Origin of the sequence: Planococcus faecalis, from assembly GCF_002009235.1 — a bacterium.
In the GTDB taxonomy this organism is placed as follows: domain Bacteria; phylum Bacillota; class Bacilli; order Bacillales_A; family Planococcaceae; genus Planococcus; species Planococcus kocurii.
In genome coordinates this window covers 3,488,821-3,495,892 of record NZ_CP019401.1, presented here as the reverse complement: position 1 = coordinate 3,495,892, position 7,072 = coordinate 3,488,821, and the positions used below count along the sequence as shown (strand labels likewise).

Annotated in this window: 7 protein-coding genes; all 7 read left to right on the top strand. The window is 40.0% G+C overall.

Features of this window, described 5'->3' with window-relative positions:
• Positions 1 to 491: 491 nt before the first annotated feature.
• The 7 genes from rpmH (at position 492) to rsmG (ending at position 7,034) form a co-directional block, all read left to right on the top strand.
• On the top strand, positions 492 to 629 hold the full coding sequence (gene rpmH / locus AJGP001_RS17305) for a 50S ribosomal protein L34 (RefSeq protein ID WP_038705267.1): 138 nt from the start codon (positions 492 to 494) through the stop codon (positions 627 to 629).
• Between the two features lie 81 nt (positions 630 to 710).
• Positions 711 to 1,052: a ribonuclease P protein component gene (rnpA, locus tag AJGP001_RS17300; protein WP_058383853.1), complete on the top strand. Its 342-nt coding sequence runs from the start codon at positions 711 to 713 to the stop codon at positions 1,050 to 1,052.
• A gap of 60 nt (positions 1,053 to 1,112) precedes the next feature.
• Positions 1,113 to 1,892 carry a membrane protein insertase YidC gene (gene yidC / locus AJGP001_RS17295; protein WP_058383854.1) on the top strand — a complete coding sequence of 260 codons (780 nt, stop codon included), beginning with the start codon at positions 1,113 to 1,115 and terminating at the stop codon, positions 1,890 to 1,892.
• The gene (gene jag, locus AJGP001_RS17290; RefSeq protein ID WP_071152953.1) at positions 1,889 to 2,617 is read left to right on the top strand and encodes an RNA-binding cell elongation regulator Jag/EloR; all 729 of its coding nucleotides are present in this window, start codon (positions 1,889 to 1,891) and stop codon (positions 2,615 to 2,617) included. The genes yidC and jag overlap by 4 nt, the downstream gene beginning before the upstream one ends.
• Before the next feature lie 312 nt (positions 2,618 to 2,929).
• Positions 2,930 to 4,315, top strand: coding sequence for a tRNA uridine-5-carboxymethylaminomethyl(34) synthesis GTPase MnmE (mnmE, locus tag AJGP001_RS17285; RefSeq protein WP_058383856.1), 1,386 nt, complete (start codon positions 2,930 to 2,932; stop codon positions 4,313 to 4,315).
• Positions 4,316 to 4,337: 22 nt separating this feature from the next.
• Positions 4,338 to 6,233, top strand: coding sequence for a tRNA uridine-5-carboxymethylaminomethyl(34) synthesis enzyme MnmG (mnmG, locus tag AJGP001_RS17280; protein ID WP_071152952.1), 1,896 nt, complete (start codon positions 4,338 to 4,340; stop codon positions 6,231 to 6,233).
• Between the two features lie 87 nt (positions 6,234 to 6,320).
• Positions 6,321 to 7,034, top strand: coding sequence for a 16S rRNA (guanine(527)-N(7))-methyltransferase RsmG (rsmG, locus tag AJGP001_RS17275; RefSeq protein WP_071152951.1), 714 nt, complete (start codon positions 6,321 to 6,323; stop codon positions 7,032 to 7,034).
• Positions 7,035 to 7,072: the final 38 nt, after the last annotated feature.

Sequence of the window (7,072 nt, the reverse complement as noted above, 5' to 3'; positions counted from 1 at the left end):
TAGCTCTTCTCCTTTATATTTAAACTATATTTTAAAGTATATCATACACAAAATCACAGCTTGTGGATAACATTCATAAACAAGGTGGGGAATAACTGTCCACACCTTACCCACAATTTGTGGATAACTTATTTAGAGTAAAAACTATTAACAAGTGAAAACAAGTTAATGTTACCAAAAAAGAAGAGACAATACAAGAAGTTCTTTAAGTTATCCACATAACTTTTTTTCTGCACATACAAACTATCCACAAGAGGTTCGTATGTTAAAAAACTGTAGATAAGGCTTGTGGATAATTATTTTCATCGTAAAAATAGTAAACAGGAGGCTAAGAGATACGGTTAGAAATTGTGTATAACTTAATCAATAAAGAAGAAGAGGTTTTTGAGTTGTTTTTTAATGAGACATTGACATTTATAGCCTTGCGCCTTTATAATAGTCGAGACTGTCTTTAGATAAATAGTTAACTCTCAATATAGGAGGTGTCATATATGACATTACGCACATACCAACCAAATACACGTAAGCATAGCAAAGTACACGGCTTTAGAGCACGTATGAGCACGAAGAACGGACGTCGCATTATCGCAGCTCGTCGCCGTAAAGGAAGAAAAGTATTATCAGCTTAAGTCCACTGACCGCATCAGTGGTCTTTTTTTTCTTTTCTGCTTGATTTTGGCGAAAAGGTATTAAAATAAGCAGGTGAAAGAATGAACAAGGATCAACGGATCAAGAAGAATAAAGAATTTCAGCAAATCTTTAAAAAAGGAAAATCCTTTGCGAATCGGCAGTTTATTGTTTATGTGCTAAAGAGTGAGCAGCCAGAGTTTCGCATAGGACTATCTGTCAGTAAAAAAGTAGGAAATGCGGTAGTACGTAACCGGGTGAAACGTTATATCCGGCAAACTTTCTTGGAATTGAAAGACGAACTATTGCCGAATGCAGACTACATTATCATCGCCCGACCACAGGCGGCCACATTGGATTTTCATGAAAGCAAGAAAAGTCTCGAACATGTATTGAAGATTGCTCGTACATTGCCGAAGAAGTAGAAGACTAGTCAGAATAGATGTTATTATAGAAGTAATTGAAATTAGTTTGGGGGAAGAAGGGTGAATAAGAAATTAGTTCTGCTTATTTCATTGATCGCGGTAGCCTTGCTGCTTTCGGGTTGTACAGAGTTCGATCAGCCGATTAGTGATCAAAGTGAAGGATTTTGGAATGAATTTATTGTCTGGCCACTGGTATCAACTATTAAATTCTTTAAAGGTTTACTAGGAACTTACGGCTTCGGGATTATTGCTGTTACGATCATCATTCGATTGGTCATGCTGCCATTAATGATCAAACAGACAAAGAGTTCGAAACGTATGCAAGAAGTACAGCCTGAACTTGTTAAATTAAAAGAAAAATACAAGTCAAAAGATGCTGTCACACAACAGAAATATCAAAAAGAAATGATGGCTTTGTTCCAAGAAAGAGGCGTCAATCCAATGGCGGGTTGTTTGCCTGTTTTGATTCAAATGCCGGTACTGATCGGTTTTTATCACGCAATTAGTCGTATGAATAATACGCCTGAAATCGATTTAGGATCATTCCTTATTTTTCCATTAGCAGAACCGAGTATTATTTTAGCGGTAATTGCTGGATTGATGCAATTTGTCGTATTGCGTACTGGACCAGCAATGGATAATCCTCAAATGAAAATTATGATGTATTTCATGCCGGTAATGATTATCGGATTTGGTATCGTGTTGCCATCTGCATTGACATTGTACTGGGTAATTGGGAATGTTATTTCCCTTATTCAAAACTTGGTTATTTATCGTCCATGGGAGAAAAAAGAGACACAACAGCCTGTTAAAACGAAAGCAGGAGGGGCTAAAAAGTGAAACAGATTACGCAAACGGGTTTAACTGTTGAAAACGCGATATCTGAAGCATTAGAAAAACTCCAAGTTCCACGTGAAGAAGTTACAATCCAGATCATTCAGCAAGAAAAGAAAGGATTTTTCGGTTTTGGTGCTAAAAAAGCAGAAGTTGAAGTTACCGTAATTGAAAAAACAGCTGCTCCTGAAAATAGTGACACACTCGAACAAACGACTGAAATTTTTGAAATACCTGGAGAATTGCTTGAAAAAGAAGAAGTTCCTGCGCTCTCTAACGAACAAGCCATTGAAGAAACAAAAAACTATATTCAATCGATTGCTAAAGGCATGAAAATTGAAGATTTATCGATTACACATGAACAGCTTGGCAAAAAAGTCAGCTTTTATCTTGAAAGTGAAAAAGTAGCGATGCTGATCGGCAAACGAGGACAAACCTTAAATTCCCTTCAGCAACTAGCTCAATTGGTTGCGAATAAATATTCAAATCAATTTATGATGATTCAACTAGATGCTGAGAATTATCGTGAACGTCGCCAAGAGACGCTAGAACAATTAGCAGATCGAATGGCAGACAAGGCAATTCGGACCGGTGGGCGTGTTCAGTTTGAACCAATGCCATCCTCTGAACGAAAAGTCATCCATCAGACATTATCAAGACGTTTAGACATCGATACGCATTCGGAAGGCAAAGATCCAAACCGCTACCTAGTCATCGAACCTCATAAATAACAAAAAGCCCGCCAATTTGGTGGGCTTTTTTATGCCAAATTGACGAAATTTATCAAAATGGAGCTCTGTGTCTTTTGATTTGGAGTGGTTTATGCTAATGTAATATGTTAGAAAGCCACGTTCATTTACTGGTTGTCCACATGTGGGCAACTTTTTTTAAGCGAAAATAAAGCTGTGAATATATATTTTGATCATTAAGCTGCCTAGCTGTTCTGTTTTTATCCACAGAGCGAGCGATGCTGTTTTTCAACTGTCAAGCTATATCGGTCTGCAAAACGGCCGCTGTCGCTTTTCTTAAGAGGAGGAAACACCATGGAATTCGATACAATCGCTGCCATATCGACACCGAGTGGAGAGGGAGCAATCGCAATTGTCCGCTTGAGTGGTCCTGAAGCTGTTGCAATTGCGGACAAGCTGTTTCGGGCTCCAAGCAAAAGAGCGCTAGCTTCCCAAGTAACGCATACAATCCATTACGGACACCTTGAAGATCCAACAACAGGAGAAGTAGCGGAAGAAGTCATGGTATCGCTCATGAAAGCACCAAAAACCTTTACCCGTGAAGATGTTGTAGAAATTAACTGCCACGGCGGAATTGTGTCGGTCAATCGTGTGCTTGAATTGGTACTACGTGCAGGAGCAAGACTTGCCGAACCAGGTGAGTTTACGAAACGAGCATTTTTAAATGGCCGAATCGATTTATCTCAAGCAGAAGCAGTGATGGACTTGATTCGTGCAAAAACGGATCGTGCCATGGATGTTGCACTTAACCAAATGGAAGGCAAGTTATCAAAACTAATTGGCACATTGCGCCAAGCTTTACTTGAATCGATTGCTCAAATGGAAGTCAATATCGATTATCCAGAATATGACGACGTAGAAGAAATGACACGTCCAATTATGCTAGAAAAATCGAAGTGGGTCCGTTCGGAAATTGATAAACTATTGCAGACCTCATCACAAGGAAAAATCTTGAGAGAAGGACTTTCAACTGTTATTTTGGGGCGCCCCAATGTTGGGAAATCTTCGCTATTAAATAGCCTTGTTCAAGAGAATAAAGCCATTGTCACCGAAATAGCGGGAACAACCCGTGATATAATAGAGGAATACGTAAATGTCCGTGGTGTTCCATTGCGTTTAGTTGATACAGCTGGGATTCGCGAAACGGAAGATATTGTCGAACGGATTGGTGTTGAGCGCTCAAGAAAAGTACTAAAGGAAGCAGATTTGATTCTTTACGTGCTGAATTACGCAGAAACGCTGACTCCAGAAGATGAGTTGTTGTTTGAAACAGTTAAAGACATGGACTATATCGTTGTTATTAACAAAACCGATTTGCCGCAGAAAATAGATTTAGGTCAAGTACAGAAGCTTGCAGGCGATAAATTGCTTGTAACGACTTCGTTAATCGAAGAAGAAGGCATCGACCAACTTGAAGAAGCGATAGCTGCTCTATTTTTCCAGGGAGAAATAGAGGCCGGGGACATGACTTATGTGTCCAATGTGCGCCACATTGCATTGCTACATCAGGCGCACAAAACCATTTCAGACGCTATAGAGGCCGCTGAAATGGAAGTTCCCGTAGACATGATTCAAATTGACGTTACTCGAACATGGGAAATTCTTGGGGAAATTATTGGAGACACCGCAGATGATGGCCTCCTTAACCAATTATTTTCTCAGTTCTGTCTAGGGAAATAAAACTCGAAGGGAATGAACGAACATGCCACAATATGAAGCAGGTACGTTCGATGTCATCGTTGTAGGAGCAGGACATGCAGGAGCGGAAGCTGCTCTTGCCTCTGCACGAATGGGCGCTAAAACGCTTGTTTTAACGATGAATTTGGATATGATCGCATTTATGCCTTGTAACCCATCAATTGGTGGGCCAGCGAAAGGTATTGTTGTACGTGAAATTGATGCACTTGGCGGAGCCATGGGACGCGTGATCGATAAAACACACATTCAAATGAGAATGTTGAATACCGCTAAAGGACCAGCTGTACGCGCACTACGCGCACAAGCTGATAAAGTGCTCTACCAGCAGGAAATGAAGCGTCTGATGGAAGAAGCCCCAAATTTAACCTTGCATCAAGGGATAGCTGAGGAACTAATTGTTGAAGACGGTAAAATTCAAGGGTTGATCACACAAGTAGGAGGCATTTATCGCGCCAAATCAGTCGTTATCACGACTGGAACATTTCTGCGTGGTGAAATTATCATTGGCGATTTGCGTTACTCAAGTGGGCCAAATAATCAGCAACCTTCCATTAAATTGGCAGAAAATCTAGAAAAACTTGGATTTGAAACAGTCCGCTTTAAAACGGGAACACCTCCGCGCGTTAACAGTAACAGCATTGATTACAGCAAAACTGAAATTCAACCTGGAGACGATGTACCTCGCGCTTTCAGTTATGAAACGACAGAATATATCACGGATCAACTGCCATGCTGGTTAACTTATACAAATGAGCAAACGCATCAAGTAATTGATGATAATTTACACCTATCACCGATGTATTCTGGAATGATCAAAGGAACGGGTCCGCGTTATTGTCCTTCAATTGAAGACAAAGTCGTTCGTTTTAATGACAAACCACGTCACCAGATCTTTTTAGAACCTGAAGGTCGTAATACGCGCGAGGTTTACGTACAAGGTCTTTCAACAAGTTTGCCTGAACATGTCCAACGGAAGCTGTTAGAATCGATTCCAGGGCTTGAGAAGGCTGAAATGATGCGTGCAGGTTATGCTATCGAGTATGATGCCATCGTTCCGACGCAATTATGGCCAACATTAGAGTCAAAACAAATTGAAAATCTTTACACTGCAGGTCAAATTAACGGAACGTCTGGCTACGAAGAAGCAGCTGGTCAAGGACTAATGGCGGGAATCAATGCAGCAGCGAAAGTGCTCGGCAAAGAAGAAGTTATTTTGAGTCGTTCTGACGCGTATATCGGTGTCTTAATTGATGATTTGGTAACAAAGGGGACAAACGAACCTTATCGTTTGTTAACATCTCGTGCAGAATATCGCTTATTGCTTCGTCATGACAATGCAGATATGCGTTTAACGGAACTGGCTTATGCAATCGGCATGGTTAAAGAAGAGCGCTATGTGAAATTCCTTGCGAAAAAAGAGCGTATTGAAGAAGAAATTAAGCGCTTGAGAGGCATTATGATAAAGCCAAACGAAACGACTCAGCAAGTGATTCGTGACGCAGGCGGCAGTGAATTGAAAGACGGTATTCGGGGAGCGGATTTATTGAAGCGTCCGGAAATGACTTATGACATGATTTCACAACTGACAGCTTCGACGATAGAATTGGAAGCTGAAGTAAAAGAACAAGTCGAAATCCATATTAAATATGAAGGCTATATCGAGAAGTCGTTGCAACAAGTTGATAAACTTAAAAAAATGGAGAACAAAAAAATTCCTGATAATATTGATTATCATGCGATTTCCGGAATTGCGACTGAAGCTCGAGGTAAACTTGCAGAAGTTCGTCCGCTATCTATCGCACAAGCTACGCGCATCTCAGGTGTTAATCCGGCTGACATATCCATCTTATTGGTGTATATTGAACAAGGAAAGATTGCGAAAATCTCAGTATCACAGTAAAGCCATAAGCTAGACAACAGAATGGGCTGGCTCACACCAGCTCATTTCTTTTTTACATAAAAAACTTGCAAGAAGGGGGAAGTCAGTTTGAACGAACAACAGTTTAAAGATGCTCTCAGTGAAAAAGGAATCTTCTTGACTGAACAACAACTAGAGCAATTTCGTATTTATCATAAGGAATTGGTCGAATGGAACGAAAAAATGAATCTTACAGCCATAACCGAACAACCCGCTGTCTATTTAAAGCATTTTTACGATTCGATTACAGCAGCATTTTATTTAGATTTCACAAAATCAATGAAAATTTGTGACGTGGGTGCCGGAGCCGGATTTCCCAGTATCCCATTAAAAATTTGTTTTCCACATATCGAAATTACAATCGTTGATTCTTTAAATAAACGAATTCAGTTTTTAGAGCATTTAAGTAAAGAGCTTGAATTGACCAAAGTACAATTTATTCATTCAAGAGCAGAAGATTTCGGACAGTCTATCCACCGTGAAAAATACGATGTCGTAACGGCTCGTGCTGTAGCTCGTTTGTCAGTGTTAGCCGAGTTATGTGTGCCTTTAGTTAAAAAGGGCGGAGTTTTTGCAGCAATGAAAGCTGCTTCAGCGGCAGATGAATTGGAAGATGCGGAAAAAGCATTGCAGAAACTTGGCGTAAAACTAGAAGCTGTTCACTCTTTCTTGTTGCCTATAGAGGAAAGCGAACGGTACATTCAAGTCTTTAAAAAGTTCAAAGACACACCAAAGAAATATCCGCGAAAAGCTGGAATTCCAAACAAATCACCTATCTCTTAATGTTCCACGTGAAACATTTAAAAATAACAGTGATCAAG